The 15743-nt window shown below is 58.6% G+C and carries 12 protein-coding genes; 10 read left to right on the plus strand and 2 right to left on the minus strand.

Features of this window, described 5'->3' with window-relative positions; all coding sequences use genetic code 11:
• Window positions 1-101: 101 nt before the first annotated feature.
• Window positions 102-383 (plus strand): DUF3761 domain-containing protein, encoded by a 282-nt coding sequence (locus M5C71_RS27045; RefSeq protein ID WP_103498340.1) that lies wholly within the window; start codon window positions 102-104, stop codon window positions 381-383.
• A gap of 51 nt (window positions 384-434) precedes the next feature.
• Entirely contained in the window at window positions 435-908 is a 474-nt protein-coding gene (locus M5C71_RS27050; RefSeq protein ID WP_103498339.1) for a hypothetical protein, read from the plus strand.
• A 36-nt stretch (window positions 909-944) separates the two neighbouring features.
• Here the strand turns inward: M5C71_RS27050 and M5C71_RS27055 are convergent, their stop codons facing one another.
• Window positions 945-1232 carry a hypothetical protein gene (locus M5C71_RS27055; protein ID WP_248769183.1) on the minus strand — a complete coding sequence of 96 codons (288 nt, stop codon included), beginning with the start codon at window positions 1230-1232 and terminating at the stop codon, window positions 945-947.
• Between the two features lie 194 nt (window positions 1233-1426).
• Between M5C71_RS27055 and M5C71_RS27060 the strand changes: the two genes are divergently transcribed.
• The 8 genes from M5C71_RS27060 to M5C71_RS27095 all read left to right on the plus strand — a co-directional run bounded on the left by M5C71_RS27060 (window position 1427) and on the right by M5C71_RS27095 (window position 9476).
• Window positions 1427-1996: a nucleotidyltransferase family protein gene (locus M5C71_RS27060; protein ID WP_248769184.1), complete on the plus strand. Its 570-nt coding sequence runs from the start codon at window positions 1427-1429 to the stop codon at window positions 1994-1996.
• Window positions 1997-2140: 144 nt separating this feature from the next.
• Window positions 2141-3304 (plus strand): restriction endonuclease, encoded by a 1164-nt coding sequence (locus M5C71_RS27065; protein WP_248769185.1) that lies wholly within the window; start codon window positions 2141-2143, stop codon window positions 3302-3304.
• Between the two features lie 339 nt (window positions 3305-3643).
• Entirely contained in the window at window positions 3644-4273 is a 630-nt protein-coding gene (locus tag M5C71_RS27070; RefSeq protein WP_103498337.1) for a CDP-alcohol phosphatidyltransferase family protein, read from the plus strand.
• Window positions 4274-4351: 78 nt separating this feature from the next.
• The gene (locus tag M5C71_RS27075; RefSeq protein WP_248769186.1) at window positions 4352-6112 is read left to right on the plus strand and encodes a bifunctional alpha/beta hydrolase/class I SAM-dependent methyltransferase; all 1761 of its coding nucleotides are present in this window, start codon (window positions 4352-4354) and stop codon (window positions 6110-6112) included.
• Window positions 6109-7467: a phosphatase PAP2/dual specificity phosphatase family protein gene (locus tag M5C71_RS27080; RefSeq protein ID WP_248769187.1), complete on the plus strand. Its 1359-nt coding sequence runs from the start codon at window positions 6109-6111 to the stop codon at window positions 7465-7467. Before M5C71_RS27075 ends, M5C71_RS27080 begins: the two co-directional genes overlap by 4 nt.
• A complete protein-coding gene (locus M5C71_RS27085) occupies window positions 7457-7912 on the plus strand; it encodes a hypothetical protein (protein WP_152737502.1) in 456 nt (151 codons plus the stop codon). Before M5C71_RS27080 ends, M5C71_RS27085 begins: the two co-directional genes overlap by 11 nt.
• Window positions 7913-7921: 9 nt before the next feature.
• Entirely contained in the window at window positions 7922-8542 is a 621-nt protein-coding gene (locus tag M5C71_RS27090; RefSeq protein ID WP_100942821.1) for a lysophospholipid acyltransferase family protein, read from the plus strand.
• Window position 8543: 1 nt separating this feature from the next.
• Window positions 8544-9476, plus strand: coding sequence for a phosphatidate cytidylyltransferase (locus tag M5C71_RS27095; RefSeq protein WP_100942822.1), 933 nt, complete (start codon window positions 8544-8546; stop codon window positions 9474-9476).
• Window positions 9477-9642: 166 nt separating this feature from the next.
• Here the strand turns inward: M5C71_RS27095 and M5C71_RS27100 are convergent, their stop codons facing one another.
• Complete coding sequence (locus M5C71_RS27100) at window positions 9643-15651, minus strand: hemagglutinin repeat-containing protein (protein ID WP_248769188.1); 6009 nt, start codon at window positions 15649-15651, stop codon at window positions 9643-9645.
• Window positions 15652-15743 lie beyond the last annotated feature (92 nt).

Here is a 15743-nt window from a genome sequence, read left to right on the forward strand (position 1 = left end):
AGACAGAAGCAATTCCAAATTGCTACCATCCTGATGAAAAGGAACGTACGGTAATGACACCCGTATGAATCTCCTCCAGCACACCAAGGATCGGTCAGCCCATGAAACTCGCCTACCTGGCGCTTGCCACCTGTTTGATTTTCCAACCCGCTTTCGCCAGGTCCGATACGGATCGTCAAGCCTTCACCCCAGACGAGTCGCAATTGATCGAGCACGGCTCGTATATCAATAAAGACGGAAACACCGTACACAGTCCCGCTCACACCAAATCAGACCGAGCTCCCGAGGGCGCCACGGCCAAGTGCCGCGACAAGACTTACAGTTTCAGCCAGCATCGGCGTGGAACCTGCTCACGGCACGGCGGTGTGATGGCTTGGTTGTAGAGAGCGTCCAAAAGACGAAGCGCTTATTCGCAACCCTTCAGGAGCCCGACAATGACGAAACCCTTTGGCATCACCCTCGCCTTCACATTGCTCCTCGCGCTATCGAATACAGCCGCGGCTGAAACAGCTCATGAATCAGCACGCAGTTTCGTTGCCCAATCCCATGCCGGCGACGATCTCGCCGCCATCGCACTATCGGCCGCCAAGCACACACAAACCTACGGGACGCTCGTTGCGAAGCTGGGGGCTGTCGGGGCAGACACAGCCGTGTCGAGCGAAATCACTGCGCTACTCCCGCAGTACCAGCCGAAATGGGACCAGAACCTTGCCGCCGCCTATGAAAAGTCTTTCTCCTCAGAAGAGCTATCGTCGCTGGCGTCTAAAGGTCGAGACTCAAAATACGCTGGTAAAGTGATAGAGCGACAATCGGCAATCGGGAAAGACATGCAGTCCAGTTCAGGCCCGATTCTGATTTCCCTGATAACCGAAGCACTTGAGGCATGCCTTTCCAAAAACGGCCTGTAAAACAGAGCTACGGATCGCCTTCCTCGACGACTCACTTCACAGCCCTTTCATGCATTTCCTGACATCGTCGTCGATGAGGTTTCCCGGTTTTATGCACTCTTTGAGTGATCGCTCATCCTGCATTTCATTGAGTTCTGCGGCCGCCCGCTCACGACACCGTTTGTTCATTACTTTACCAACGGGTGACTTGTCGCCCTTGTAGCTCTCGCACATGCTCAGGTTGGCGGCCCTCTGCATCTGCACCGCCATAGGCACATTGACAGGGTCAATAGCCCATACTTGGCCTGTCGCCAGCAAGGCCCAAAAACCCAAAATCCTTTTCATTCCTAACTTCCTGGCTGGAGAGGTTCGAAACGCCTTTGCTCATAGAGAGCAAAACCGGCGAATCACCCAGTATCATAAATACATCCTTATCCCCGGAACAGGAGGTGCATGGAAACGCTCCTCCGTCACAAAACCTCATAGCCCTTTGAGCTATCCTCGGCGCCCAGGACTCGATCTACGCCAAAGGAATGAAGATGACATTGACTGCCGAACGTTTGCTCAGCCTGGCCATGGCCAACCCGGTAAACGCTGAAATCGCCACACGCCTGCCCTCCCTCGGTTTGAGTCAATGCATGCTTACCGCGGGCTGTCTGTTCCAGGCCGTCTGGAATCAGCGTTCGGACCAGCCCGCCGAATGGGGCGTCAAGGATTACGACGTTTTCTACTTCGACAATGACCTCTCCTGGGAAGCCGAAAACGAGGTTATCCGGGCCACTCACCTGCTCTTCCAGGACCTTGGCGTCAACATCGATATCAAGAACCAGGCGCGCGTCCATCTTTGGTATGCCCAACGGTTCGGCAGAACCTATGCTCGGCTGGAGTCGGCCAAAGAAGGTATTGATCGTTACCTTATTGCCGGCACTTGCATCGGACTGGATGTTGCCACGGGTGAAGTCTATGCACCCTACGGCCTGACCGATATCGAACAAGGCCTGCTTCGGATCAATCCGGCACATCCCGAACCGGACTTGTTCGAGCAGAAGGCGAAAAGTTATCAGGCTCGCTGGCCTTGGCTGAAGGTCGTGGGAACCAGCCAACCATAAACCGTGCACCCTTGTCGAGACGCTCACTCCACCGCACGTCGCTAGCCTTATTGCATGGAGGGCATTTCACTATCATGACGCCTGGAACGCCAGAGGAGATTCAAGTACATTGCTTACCACCCTTTGATCCAGGACAAAACGTCTATGATCTACCAATGCAATGGATGCAATAAAACAACTTTTGAAACGACATGCCCAACATGCACCGTTTCTGCAGCTCCGCCATCAGCTGGACTAACACCGCAGTATCTGACCCCTCTTGACCCTTCTTTCTATCCGGATTTTCAGTACCAATCAAAGGGGCTCCTAAAAGACCTTCTCGGAAAGAAAAAAGAACAGGCCCAACTCAACGACCTGTTGAACAGTGTATTGAGAAAATACGCAGAGCTAAAAAAGCCTTATTTCACCAACTTTATTCACACCACCCGTAGCCAAGGCGGGACGTACGATGACAATGTCCTACCTGGCGCCCGGATTGATGGTGTGTACTCTGAGCGTGAACTTTTTAGAGAAGTATTGATCAGGCAGGGTTTCAACGAGTTGGAAGGTTTTCCAGCATTATTAGACAAACTGCTTCTCACCACAACATTTAACTCAGCTTACACTGGATTTTCGAGGGAGCTGAGCCGCCATGTAAAACCCTCCCTGCGCGAGACCTTGGCCTCCTGGATTGAGGAAGCTGGAACAAATTTCAGAACCAACCTGTCTTTGTTTTTTTATTTTCTATGGGAAAATGATATTCAATACCCTGAAGTAGAATACAATCAGCAAGCCGTCAATACCGCCGGACTCAGCCTATTGCCACAACAAAAAATCCAGAGTTTTCTGAAGCACTGCGAGATTATACACTTCGACATTTTGGTTGAAAGGCTGACCTCTCAGCTAGAACATTTCAATCCAAATAGATTTGTCACCATGTATCTAGTCGACGCCATGGATGGATTCCAATTTGAAGCTTTCCTGGTAGAAATATTCCAAACCATTGGATACGACGTAAAAGAGACTAAAAAAACGGCCGACCAAGGGGCTGACCTTTTTGTCACCCGATTCGGCAAAAACACTGTGATCCAAGCAAAGAACTACTCTGGCTCGGTAGGTAACTCCGCCGTCCAGCAAGCCATCTCTGCCAAGGCCTTTTACGGATGCGACGAAGCCATGGTTGTCACCAACTCTTACTACACAAAATCCGCCAAAGAACTCGCCAGCTCCGCCTCAGTCCGTCTCATTGATCGAGGAGAACTTCAAAACTATCTGGATGACTACAACCAAAAGATAATTGAACAGTTCGAGCTGGAGGCTACCGAGTAGTTCCATGAGCTTTTGCAACTACCCAGCGGTCGGTCCACTCGCTTGATGATGGGCTCGGGATAAACCCGGCCCTGAATGGACCGCCCCGTTCAAGCCAATGGTCAAGCGCTGACCCGCAACGCATCAGGTCCCTCAGACGATGAGAATGAACAATGCTTGCTGTAAAAATCGACTTTTTTCCTGAATATGTCCGGCGGCACACATTTTTATCCGGAACCTGATGCCTGCCCCGGTCATTTCTGACAATAATCCATCTGCTTTGCCAGTAAGCGCGCTCCTGCCCTGAGGAGTCTCAATGCCCCGCCGCTCAACACCCCCGGACAAAGGACCGTCGCCACCATGCCTTCGATCTACCAACTCAAGCCCCGCTTCCAGAACCTGTTGCGTCCAGTGGTCCAACGCCTCTTCGACAATGGCACCAGCGCCAACCAGGTCACCTTGAGCGCCGCTGTAATTTCCCTGCTGGTAGGCGCCGTAGTCGCCACCTTCGCCGGGCACGCCTGGGTGTTCGTGATCATCCCCATTTGGATGATCCTGCGCATGGCCCTGAACGCCATCGACGGCATGCTCGCCCGGGAGTTCGGCCAGCAATCGAAGCTCGGCGCCTACCTGAACGAACTCTGCGACATCATCGCCGACAGCGCGCTGATCCTGCCGTTTGCCTTGTTACCCGAGGTCAGCCTGCTGGCGGTGCTGCTGGTGACCCTGCTGGCCCTGTTCAGCGAATACGCCGGTGTCTTGGGGTCGATGGTCGGTGCCTCACGGCGCTACGACGGTCCCATGGGCAAGAGCGATCGCGCATTTGTTCTGGGCGTGATCGCCACCGGCGTGGCCTTCGGCCTGCTCAATACCCAATGGATAAATGGGTTATTCGTGCTGATGGCGGCACTCCTGCTGGTTACGCTGGTCAATCGGGTACGGCAAGGCTTGAAAGAAGCCGCAACAACAGCAGAACCGCCTGCCCAATAACACCCGAATCGCCAAACCGCTCCCCCAAGATAGTTGCCTCAAGCTCCCCACTCCAAGATCCGGCAAAAGGACATTGCAATGCGCGACGAGCAAACCCAGACCTTTAGTACCCATGATGGCGTCGAACTGTTTTATCGCCACTGGCCGGCCACAACGCCTGCCGCCGGCGAGCCGCGCAAGGCCATCCTGCTGTTCCACCGGGGGCATGAGCATTCCGGGCGCATTGCCCACCTGGTGGATGAACTCGACCTGCCGGACTTCGACTTCTTCGCCTGGGACGCCCGTGGCCACGGCCAGTCGCCGGGCGCGCGGGGTGACAGCCCGAGCTTCGCCACCAGCGTGCGGGATGTGCAGACCTTCTGCGATCACCTCGGCGCCACCTTCGCTATCGCCGAAGAAAATATCGCGGTCATCGCCCAGAGCGTCGGGGCGGTGATCGTCGCCACCTGGGTTCACGACTACGCGCCAAAGATCCGCGCCCTGGTGCTCGCCTCCCCGGCCTTCAAGGTCAAGCTCTACGTACCTTTCGCCCGTCCAGGCCTGGCCCTGATGCGACGCTTTCGCGGCAACTTTTTCGTCAACAGCTACGTCAAGGCCAAGTTTCTCAGCCACGACCCGGAACGCATTGCCTCCTATGACAGCGATCCGCTGATCACCAAGGCCATTTCGGTAAACGTCCTGCTCGGGCTCTACGAGGCCGCCGACCGCGTGGTCGCCGATGCCAATGCGATCCAGGTACCGACCCAGTTGCTGATTTCCGGCGCGGACTTCGTGGTCCATCGCAAACCCCAGGAACAATTCTTCCAGCGCCTGGGCAGCCTGAAAAAAGAACGGCACGTACTCCCCGGTTTCTTCCACGACACCCTCGGCGAACGCGACCGGCACCTGGCCGTCAGCCGCGCCAAGCGCTTTATCCAACAGAATTTCCTCTCGCCGGTTAACCGCCCGGCCCTGCTCGACGCTGATCGCATCGGCGAGACCTGCGCCGAATCCGAGTCACTGGCAGCGCCCTTGCCACGCAACTCGCCACGGGATCTCTACTGGCGCCTGACTCGCGCCAGCATGGGCCTGGGCAGCAAGCTGTCAGCCGGGGTCAAGCTCGGCTTCGACACCGGTTTCGACTCCGGCAGCACCCTGGACTACGTCTACCGCAACACCCCCACCGGGCATACCGCGCTGGGCCGGATGATCGACCAGAACTACCTGAACTCCATCGGCTGGCGCGGCATCCGCCAACGCAAACTGCATGTCGAGGAGCTGCTACGCCTGGCCATGGCCCAGCTGCGCGAGCAAGGCCGCGAAGTCCGGATCGTGGATATCGCCGCCGGCCACGGGCGCTATATCCTCGAAGCCCTGCACGGGGTGACGCCACTGCCGGAATCGATCCTGCTGCGCGACTACAGCGATATCAACGTGCGTGACGGCAGCGCGCTGATCGTCGAAAAAGGCCTGGGCGATATCGCCCGGTTCGTCAAGGGCGACGCCTTTGACCGGGACGACCTCGCCGCGCTGGACCCCAAGCCGAGCCTGGCGGTGGTGTCGGGCCTGTACGAACTGTTCGCCGACAACACCCTGGTCGGCAACTCCCTAGCCGGCTTGGCCGAGGCCTGTGAACCGGGCGCTTATCTGGTCTACACCGGGCAACCCTGGCACCCGCAGCTGGAACTGATCGCCCGCGCCCTGACCAGTCATCGCCAAGGCCAGGCCTGGGTCATGCGCCGTCGTAGCCAGGCGGAAATGGACCAGTTGGTGGAAGCCGCCGGGTTTCGCAAGATCACTCAACGGGTCGATGAATGGGGGATCTTCAGCGTGTCCCTGGCACAACGCGTGCGAGCATGAACAGCACGCCCCGGGAAGCCGGCCTGCTGAAGCGCGCCGTGCTCTGGCTGGTCCTGCTGGCGCCATTGTTCTTCGCCAGCTATGGCTTTGCCACCTGGTACACCGCCCGGCGCAGCGATGTCGGCAGCTACGTGTTCGGCTGGGAAAGCCATATGCCGTTCTGGGCCTGGACCATCGTGCCCTACTGGTCCATCGACCTGCTTTACGGTTTGTCGCTGCTGCTACCCAGAAGCAAGCGCGAGCTCGATCGGCACGCCCTGCGCCTGCTGACGGCCCAGGTAATCGCGGTCTCCTGCTTCCTGCTTTGGCCGCTGACCTTCACCTTCCCCCGGCCACCGCTGGACGGCGTGTTCGGCTGGCTGTTCGCGGTACTGGCGGGCTTCGACAAACCCTTCAACCAGGCGCCTTCGCTGCATATCGCGTTGCTGGTAATTCTGTGGGTCATGTACCGCCGGCATTTCACCGGTGCCGGGCGCTGGCTGGTGCACGGCTGGTTCGCGCTGATCGGTGTGTCGGTGCTGACCACCTATCAACACCACTTTATCGACCTGCCCACCGGCGCCCTGGCCGGCTGGTTGTGCGTCTGGCTGTGGCCGGATGATCGCGCCAACCCATTGGCCGTCGCGCGCCTGGCAGGCGATGGCAAACGCCTCGCCCTGGCTGTTCGCTACGGGCTGGGGGCGACGCTGTTGGCCATCGCCGGCTTCGGCTTCGCCGGTGTCGCGTTATGGTTGCTCTGGCCGGCGCTGGCCCTGGCGCTGGTAGCGCTCAATTACGCGGTGTTCGGTGCCCAGGGCTTCCAGAAACGCGCCGACGGCAGCTTGAGCCCGGCCGCACGCTGGCTGTTTGCGCCTTACCGGGCAGGCGCCTGGATCAATTCGCGGCTCTGGACAAAATCCAATCCACAACCCGATCAGGTTGTAGATGACGTTTGGCTCGGGCGACTACCAAGCCGACACGAACTTCAGGCCGGCCCATTCGCGGCCATCGTCGACCTGTGTGCCGAACTGCCCTTGGCCCCCCGGGGCCGGGCCTATAGCAGCATCCCCGTACTGGACTTGATTGCACCGTCAGCGGAGCAATGTCGCGAAGCCGCCCTGAGCATTGATGAACTGCGCCAGAACGGGCCGCTGCTGGTCTGCTGCGCCCTGGGTTATTCACGCAGCGCCACGGCGCTCGCCGCCTGGTTGCTGCACAGCGGCCGAGCGACGACGATCGATGCAGCCCTGGAGCTGATACGTGCCGCACGTCCCGGCGTGGTCCTGCATCCGCGGCATCGCCAGGTGCTGGAAGCCATGCTTCAGCTCGTGCCTGGCGAAGCCGTCGCCCAGTCGAGGATCGCCGATGCCCGCTAGCCTGCAACTGCATGTGGTCGCCAGCCTGCTACGGCGCGGCCGCCTGCTCGACCAACTCTCCATGGGGCTGACCGTACTGGGTGTTCTGCTGGGTCTGGCACCCTTGCTCTTCAACACCATCAGCCTGTGGTGCCTGGTGGTCAGTGCCTGGCTGGTACTGTCGGGCCTGTTGCAAAAATACTGGGCCTTCCGTGTCGCTTTCGACGCCGATCTGTTCCAACTGATGGCGCAGGATCCCAGCAACCTGAGCGACCGCACCGAGGCGCTGGACCAGGCATTGCAAGACCTCGGCCTGCAACCGCGACAATCCGCAAACCGCCCCTGGGCCGAGCGCAGCCATGGCGCACTGGGCCTGCTCAAGCGCCAGGCGTTGCTGGTGCTGGTACAAATTTCCCTGCCACTGATCGTCATTCTGGCCAGCCCCTGGCTGCCCTTCGCCGGATAAGGAATCGTCATGTTCGAACCCGTGGTTGCCACCCTCATCACCTCCGGCGCCCGCCTGATCACTGGTGCCCGCAGCCTGTGGATCGGCTGCGGGCCCAATCCGGAGCAGCGCATCTACTTCGCCAACCACAGCAGCCACGGTGACTTCGTGCTGCTCTGGGCCTCGCTGCCACCGGCACTGCGCAAACTCACCCGGCCGGTCGCCGGCGCCGACTACTGGAATAAAAGCGCCCTGCGCCGCTACATCATCAAGCGGGTCTTCAACGGTGTGCTGATCGACCGCGAACGCAAGGAGCCCGGGGACAACCCGCTGCAGCCGATGCTCGACGCGCTGGAGCAAGGCCACTCGCTGATCATCTTCCCCGAAGGCACCCGCAACCAGGAGGACGGTCTGCTGCCGTTCAAGAGCGGGATCTTCCACCTGACCCGGAGCTACCCACAGGCGCAGTTGATTCCGGTATGGATCGCCAACCTCAACCGAGTGATGCCCAAGGGCCGGGTATTGCCCCTGCCGCTGCTGTGCACCACCAGTTTCGGCGCACCGCTGCGACTCGAAGACGACGAAAGCAAAGAACACTTCCTGCAACGCAGCCGCGACGCGCTGCTGGCCCTGGCACCGGAGCAACACTGAAATGGATAGGCAGACCCTGATGTTGTTCGCCGGGATCGGTATGATCCTGGTGCTGGCTTCGCTGATCGGCTTTGTCCTCAAGTGGCGCACCCGGGGCACGCCGAACGCGGTTATCGATAACCTCAACGCCCGGATCAACGCCTGGTGGGTGATGGTGCTGGTGATCGGTATCGCCTTCTGGCTGGGGACCGGCGCGGTGATCCTGCTGTTCTATGCGGTGTCCTTCTACGCCCTGCGCGAATTCCTGACCCTGACACCGACCCGGCGCAGCGACTACCCGGCGCTGGTGGCGGCGTTCTACCTGGCCCTGCCGCTGCAATACCTGCTGATCTACAGCGACTGGTACGGACTGTTCTCGATCTTCATTCCGGTCTATGTGTTCCTGCTGCTGCCGATCCTCGCTTCGCTGGGCGGTGACAGCACGCACTTTCTGGAACGGGCCTCGAAGGTCCAGTGGGGGCTGATGATCGCGGTGTTCTGCGTGTCGTTCGTGCCGGCGCTGCTGACCCTGGAGATTGCCGGTTATGAAGGCCGCAACCTGCTGCTGATCGCCTACCTGGTGATCGTGGTGCAGTTGTCCGACGTGCTCCAGTACGTCTGCGGCAAGTTGTTCGGCAAACGCAAGATCGCGCCCAACCTGTCGCCGTCGAAAACCGTCGAAGGCTTTGTCGGCGGCATCACACTGGCTTCGTTGATCGGTGGCGCGCTGTTCTGGATTACCCCTTTCAATCCCTGGCAGGCGGCGCTGATCGCGTTGTTGATCAACCTGCTGGGCTTTGCCGGCGGCATCGTCATGTCGGCGATCAAGCGCGACCGTGGGGTCAAGGACTGGGGCCATATGATCGAAGGTCATGGCGGCATGCTCGACCGGCTGGACTCGGTGTGCTTTGCCGCGCCGATCTTCTTTCATCTGGTGCGCTATTGGTGGACGTGAGGAGCTTTATGGCTGGCCGGCCATCAGATCGATAAAGCGCGTAATAAAAACGGGCACCTGTTCAGGTGCCCGTTTCATGTGTACGTAGAACCGCTATTGCCCTTGGAGTCACCCGGCAAGCCCGGCCCTGAAACGGTACAACCCTGTTTCAGGACCAGACAAAGGCTCACTTCTCGGCCATTGTCATCAGCGGCTCGATCGCCGACAACACCGCCTCCTTGACGTCTTTGGCCATGGGCGATTCGACAATCTTTTTCTTGATAGATTGCCAATCCGCAGCTTTCGCACCGGCGCCCAGAGCCCCCTCTCCGGCAGACACCGCTCCTCCCGACAAGCCTTGGGCAGCACCGGCCAACATCTCCAGCACCAGCCGGGCCGTTCCACCTTCAGCCCAAGCGGCTTCAGTAGCGGGATCCTTGGCCTCTTTGGCAGCTTTATACTGCGTGTCCGCGTAATCGGCGATATGCTTTTTAGTGTCGTCAGCCGTTTTGTTGGCAACGATTCCCAGGGTGGTCAAGCCACTTGCGCCACCCAGCGCCGCTCCAATCAGCCCGGTGGCGATATTGGTCGCTACGCGCTTCTCGCCACCTGCCTCCCAACTGGCAGCCACTTCCTTGTAAATACGCTCTGCATCCGCTTTCTCTTCAGGCGTTTTGGCAAAGTTGACCTTATTCTCTGCATCTTTTTTCGCCTCATCGGCCACCCGGTTCACAATATCCCCGGTCAGCGCCATGGAGCTGTTGAGTAGATCGATCCGGTCATTCAGGGCTTTCTCGCTCGGTTTGTCCAACGACTCGTTGGCGTGGGCGGTGTCGCGGTTTAGCCCAACCAGATCATAAGCACCCGCGGCATCACGGACGATGACCGTACCCTCGCTCACCGCGCTACGAGTCTTGCTGCTATCGGACTCTCCCATCGCCAAGGGCATGCCGCTTTTGACGCCGCCATCAAAACCTTTCGCGCCGTTATACGACCCTGACAACGATATTGATGCACTCTGACTGTCGATGTTGCTCTTGTTCTTGATATCGCTGGTGATCAGGCGATCGGTAATCAGTAGATTCTTGTCGGCACTGGCATCGCTGGCGATCACCGCCCCTTGCAGCGTGGTGTTATTACCGACATTGATGTTGTAGCCACCATTGCCTGCAAACAGCCCACTTTGATCCTTCACTGCCTTGTAGTCGGAGTTCAGCTTGCTGTTGGAGAGATCCAGGGAGGCGCTGGCACTAGGACCGGCCGTAGCACCGTAACAGAACGGCGGAACGCAGATGCTCGCCCCGAACCCCGCATCGGTCTTCTTGGTGGTTTGTTTCTCCGAGTCCTGCCGCGAGGCAATGTTGAGGTCGCCGCCAATCACTGCATTGATGGTGTCTGCCTTGACTTGAGCCCCAGCCAGCGTCGTGTCCTTTCCGCTGTTCAGCGTCAGGTTGCCGGTCTGCAGCGTGCTGTTGACCTGGGTTACGGAATTGCCGTCACCCTTGCCCAACCCCACTTTTGCCCCCAGATCAAGGGTGAAACCGTTCTGCTCACCCAGGTTGAAACTGACACCAATGGCCGTCCGGCTGTTGCTGGTGTCACTGGTGCTTTGCCTGGTGTTTTGCGCACTCTCCAGGATGATGTTGTTTTTCGCATCCAGTACCGTGGAGCCTGCTTTCAAGTTGCTGCCCACCACATGGATATCTCCAGCCGTGCCCGCCGACGCGCCGCTCGAAACAATCTTCAGGGTCTGACCTGTATTGATCGAGCTTTGGTGGGCGGTCTGGGTCTCGGTCTCGCTGCTGCTTCTCGTGTGGGAGTTTGCCAACTCCGTACCGATTTTTATCAATGACCCCTTCCCGCCCGTCTTGTCACCGTAGTTCATGATCTGGGTGGCGAGATCAAGGTCCATGCGACCGAGTCCGCTCGCCGTGTCCGACAGTTTCAACCCCAACTGCGCCTCCTTGACCGCACGAAGCCGAGGGTCCTCGATCGCCTCGACGGACTTGAGCGTGTCCTTGAGGTTGTAGAGCGTGTTGAACGTATCAATCACCGAACCACCCATCACCCGCCCGACACCCAGACTGGCGGTTTTGTCCTTGCTGGTTTCGCTCGAGCTTTCCATACCTGCGGCGATGGTCACGTTGGAGCCGGTCAGGGTCATGTCCTTGGTACTGATCAGATCGCTGGCCACGACCGCCAGTTCTCGGCCAGCCGTCAGGTTGACGTTGCCGTGGGCCGACCCCAGGGTGCTGCCGCTCAAGGTGGTTTCGGACTTCTGGCCATTATGGCTTGCGCTGTTGATGAACAGCTTCTGGTTACCGGTGATGTCATCGATCCCCAACTTGTTGGCGGTCAGTATGCCGGTCAGGTCGCGGTTCTTTTCCTTGTGCATTTCATCGCGAGTGGAGGTATTTTGCGCGGCGGTGATGGTCAGGTCACGGCCGGCTTGTACCGTCAGATCCTGCATGCTGGCTACGGCCGACCCCGTCACGGCCACATCGCGCTTGGCCGTCACTTCCACGCTATCGCCCGAGATCAGGCTACCGACAGCTTTCGTTTGTGCTTCAGAGACTCGATCCTCAGATTTGCTCGACTTCAACCCTAGCCAACTGCTTTTACTCTTGCTGCTCTCATGCCGGGCACTGCTGGTGTCGGTAACGGCCACAATCTGTACATCATTACCGGCTGTCAGTTTGACCGCCCCTGTCGAGGTCACGCTACTGCCCTTGACCATCAGGTCATTGCCCGCCCCCAGTGTGGTCTTGGAGCCGCTGGTCACGGCACTGGCCATGTTGGTCGTGCTCGCCACCTCATCCAGGCGGGTCTTTTTACTCGAGGAGCTCTTCCAGGTATTGGTGTAAAAGCTGTAATCCCGATTTTCAGCGGTCTGAAGTGTAAGGTTCGCGCCAGCAGACAGATAAGCTTCGTTGGCTGCGCTCACTTGACTGGCCACCAACGCCAGATCCTTGCCAGCGCTCAGGGATACGTTGCCTCCCGCATTGAGGGTGGAAGCTACCTGGCTGCTATGTTTCTCATCAGCCCGGTACCTCTTGAACCAACCACTGGAATCACTTTCATTGGCGGCTGACGACAGTGTCAGGTCCCCTGTCGCCCCCATGGAAATATCGCGTTTTGCGTCGATATGACTGGCGACACTGCTGATATCCCGTCCAGCGCTGATGCTCAGGTCGCGTCCAGTGGTGACGCTGGAGCCATTCTGAATGATCTGCTTATCGGCACGATTGGGGTTTTGATTGCTGCTGATCTGCTGCGCCGAACCGATATTCACATCGCGCCCTGCCGTCAGAACCGTGTCACGCCCACTCTTCAGGACACTGCCCTGGTTGGAAATGTCCTGACCCGCCTTGAGAACAAGATCATTGGCTGCTTCTATACGCGCCGCGCTGTCAATAAAGTCGGTGCGTCCGTTCATTCGGCCGTCGCTGCTGGCATGGGTCGTCACCGTACGCTCGTTGATGACGTCCCCCGTGACGGCCGTGACACTCACGTCACGCCCAGCAATAATGCCGCCGCTCTTGTTGGAAAGGTTATGGGTTGCCAAGGCATCCAGGCGATTGCCTGCTTCCAGCAGTCCACTGTTGACCAAGTCATTTCCCGCCGTTGCCGACAAGTTACTGCTGGCCCGCAAGGTTCCGGCGTTGTTCAGGTCCTTACCAGCGATCAGAGTCACATCGCTCCCCTGGATCAATGCACCGTTGGGCGCCAACCGGTTGTTGGCATTGGCCAGGTACAGCACCGGCACCAGGACCTGCTCGCCGTTCACCGTTGCGTTTTCCATCCAGACAATATCATGGGTCAGAGCCGCGACCTGCTCGGAGGTCAAGGACACACCCAACTGCAGATTGAGCGCCTGCTTGCTGGCAACCGCGTTGTTCATCAAGTACTTGAACATGCCGTCATCCGAAGTCTGACCATCGATAAAACGCTGGCCGGTACGGGCCACTACGGCCTGTTGAATCAGCTTCTGTTCGTAGAGCCCGTCGCCAAGGCGCTTGGCGCTGGTGTCCGGGTTGTACCCCAGGTTGGACAGCAGGTAGTCAGAACTCATGAATTGCTTGAGGTCCGTGAGCACCGGATTGGTTTCGATCAAATACTTTTGCGGGTTGGATTTTCCGGAGGTGTCAGGCAAACCCTGCACTCGCGTAATCGTCCCTCCCTGATTGCCCTGAGCACGATCAGCCGACCCGACAGAGACTGCACTCGGGGCCGAGAGATCACCCGGTGTCGGTTGTCGTTGGGCGGCGCCCAGGCTGGCGCCACCCAGCGTCCAGCTCTGCGGTCCCGTGTTCACAGGGTTACTGCTGCCCTGCCCACTCAGGCGGAATAGCCCGTTTTGCCCCGTTGGCAGTGTAAAACCAGGCAAGGCGACGGGATTGACCTGCTGTTGCGCCAGGTTCGGCGGCAATTGCTGATTGATGGTCACCCGCGTGGAATAAGGGCTTCCGGAGCCTGTGTCGGCCAGGTTACGACCGGCTGCAACGTACTCGTAAAACGGCCGGATCACACTGTTGTTGATATTCTGGGAAGCATTGAGATTGACACTACCGCCGGCCTGCATGACGGCATCATAGGATTGTCCGCCGATATTGGTGGTTGTAGTGGTGCCAAATTGACCGATCAGGCCGCCACCGGTCCAACTGAGGAAATTACTCAGATCCGCGTTGACCGTAGCTGAAGGTGTTGGATTGTTCTTCGCATTGAAGAGCGCCGCGGCTTGCGTCGCCTGACCAATTTGGTCGACGTAGTTCCAGAAGAAGCGGCTGGTCTTGATTTCCTGAGGTTGCAGCCCTTGGTTGTTAATCGTGGAGGCATTGGCCGTCAGGCTACCCGTGGCGGCGATGGTGCTGCTGATGTTGTTCAGCGTCTGGGCGTTGATCAAGGTGTTGCCGCCACTGGTCAAGCTGGAAGCCACAGTACTCCTGGTCACACTCAGGCGATCGACTTCATCGACTCGCCATAACCCATTGATCCCCCCCCAATTTCGGCGGTCGCAACCCGGACCGGGGATCAGATTGCAATCAAGCTGAGTAATGCTCGTGGAGCTTTTTTCATGAGGGGTATATTCCAGAACATCCCTGACATTATTTACGGTCGCCGCCGCAATCGTCAGATTACCTTCGCTTTGAATATCCCCGGAACGGTTGTCCAGCAAATCCGCCTGGTTCTGGCTCGGATCACGTGCAATCAGCACATTGCCCAAGCTATAGACCTGCGCGTAGCTGTTGGTGAAGCTGGCAACAAGCAATCGCATGTCACCGCCACTGGAGATCAGGCCGTGGTCGTTGACCAAGCCCCCGGTAGCTATCGTCAACTCCTTGCCACTGCCCAAGGTGCCGGTATTACTTACGCCCGCCGCCGTCAGGCTCAGGTTGCCACTGGAAGTCAGCCGGCCGGCGTTGTTTAACTGACCGGCGATGTTGACCGTAGCATCCCCGCCACTGGCAATACTGGAGGAGCTCCCCAGGTTGACCTGACCCGCCTTCAGGCCCAGTGAACCCAGGCTGCTGAGCCGACCACGGCCACCATAAGCCCCGTTCAGGTTCAGGCTGGCACTGCCATCACTGGCGATCAGGCCATCATTGCTCCAGTTGCTGCCGTTACCCACCAGGCTGTTGGACGCAAGCAATTGCCCGCTATCCGTTTGGTACAAGTTATTGACGTTGACCGTCAACCGCCCGGCCTGGATCACAGCACTGTTTGTCCAACTGTCGGCATTGAGTGTTAATCCACCACGAGTGACCAGCGTGCCGCCGGCACTGCTGAGGTTGGCCATGGAGATGGCGAAGGTGCCAAGACCTGCGTGCAACAAACTGCCCCCCTGGTTCAGGAAGCTACCCGCATAGAGATCCAGGTCGGTATTGCCGGTTTCCAAGGTGCCGCTACGATTATCAAACAGACCTCCAATAGCAAACGTCGTTTTGCCGTCGGCCCCAAGGGCACGCAACTGGCCGGTCTGGTTGTCCAGGCTCGCAGCGGTGATCGAAAGGCGGTTATCGCTTTCAATAATGCCTTTGCGGTTGCTCAGGGCGCCCGCGAGGTTCAGGTTGATCTGGCTGCCGGCGATCTGGCCCCCCAGGTCACCACTGTTATCGAAGTTACCGCCATTGACCGTGACCTGGCCGCTGGCATAAAGGCCGCCGTTACGGTTATCGATATTGCCGGTGTTCAGCATCACATCACCGGCGCGGGCAGCGATGCGGCCACCATAGTTGTCGAAACCGCCGAGTGCATTGAGATTCAGGCTCTGGCCCTGGATGCTGCCAG

Origin of the sequence: Pseudomonas sp. MWU12-2345 (assembly GCF_023242385.1) — a bacterium.
In the GTDB taxonomy this organism is placed as follows: domain Bacteria; phylum Pseudomonadota; class Gammaproteobacteria; order Pseudomonadales; family Pseudomonadaceae; genus Aquipseudomonas; species Aquipseudomonas gingeri_D.

Excerpts from the sequence above, each read along its gene's own strand:
- M5C71_RS27045 (WP_103498340.1), top strand. The coding sequence starts at position 102 with ATGAAACTCGCCTACCTGGCGCTTGCCACCTGTTTGATTTTCCAACCC.
- M5C71_RS27050 (WP_103498339.1), top strand. The coding sequence starts at position 435 with ATGACGAAACCCTTTGGCATCACCCTCGCCTTCACATTGCTCCTCGCG.
- M5C71_RS27055 (WP_248769183.1), bottom strand. The coding sequence starts at position 1,232 with ATGAAAAGGATTTTGGGTTTTTGGGCCTTGCTGGCGACAGGCCAAGTA.
- M5C71_RS27060 (WP_248769184.1), top strand. The coding sequence starts at position 1,427 with ATGACATTGACTGCCGAACGTTTGCTCAGCCTGGCCATGGCCAACCCG.
- M5C71_RS27065 (WP_248769185.1), top strand. The coding sequence starts at position 2,141 with ATGATCTACCAATGCAATGGATGCAATAAAACAACTTTTGAAACGACA.
- M5C71_RS27070 (WP_103498337.1), top strand. The coding sequence starts at position 3,644 with ATGCCTTCGATCTACCAACTCAAGCCCCGCTTCCAGAACCTGTTGCGT.
- M5C71_RS27075 (WP_248769186.1), top strand. The coding sequence starts at position 4,352 with ATGCGCGACGAGCAAACCCAGACCTTTAGTACCCATGATGGCGTCGAA.
- M5C71_RS27080 (WP_248769187.1), top strand. The coding sequence starts at position 6,109 with ATGAACAGCACGCCCCGGGAAGCCGGCCTGCTGAAGCGCGCCGTGCTC.
- M5C71_RS27085 (WP_152737502.1), top strand. The coding sequence starts at position 7,457 with ATGCCCGCTAGCCTGCAACTGCATGTGGTCGCCAGCCTGCTACGGCGC.
- M5C71_RS27090 (WP_100942821.1), top strand. The coding sequence starts at position 7,922 with ATGTTCGAACCCGTGGTTGCCACCCTCATCACCTCCGGCGCCCGCCTG.
- M5C71_RS27095 (WP_100942822.1), top strand. The coding sequence starts at position 8,544 with ATGGATAGGCAGACCCTGATGTTGTTCGCCGGGATCGGTATGATCCTG.
- M5C71_RS27100 (WP_248769188.1), bottom strand. The coding sequence starts at position 15,651 with ATGCTGAACACCGGCAATATCGATAACCGTAACGGCGGCCTTTATGCC.